This is a genomic window from Tenacibaculum aiptasiae, assembly GCF_008806755.1.
Lineage (GTDB): Bacteria > Bacteroidota > Bacteroidia > Flavobacteriales > Flavobacteriaceae > Polaribacter > Polaribacter aiptasiae.
On the sequence record NZ_WAAU01000047.1, the window covers coordinates 1 to 226 of the forward strand.

At 35.4% G+C, this 226-nt stretch carries 1 protein-coding gene; it reads right to left on the reverse strand.

What is annotated here, in order from left to right:
* Positions 1-226, reverse strand: a 226-nt coding sequence (locus F7018_RS18610; protein WP_175578778.1) for a hypothetical protein, incomplete at both ends; no start/stop codon positions are given.

The following is a 226-nucleotide window of genomic DNA, read 5'->3' on the forward strand; positions in this document are numbered from 1 at the left end:
ATGGTAGCTAATGGTACAGTCGCGGTATTTCCATTTTCTAACGTAATACTTAAATTAGTTCCTACGATACTAAAATTTGTTATCGTTTGATCGTCAGTATTTACACCTGCTGCAATGGTTGCTAAGGGTGTACTTACTGTATTTCCTGCACTGTCTGTGATTACTAAATTTGTTCCTACTACTGCAAAACTTGTATTAGTAACTGTAGTATCTACTCCTGCTTTTA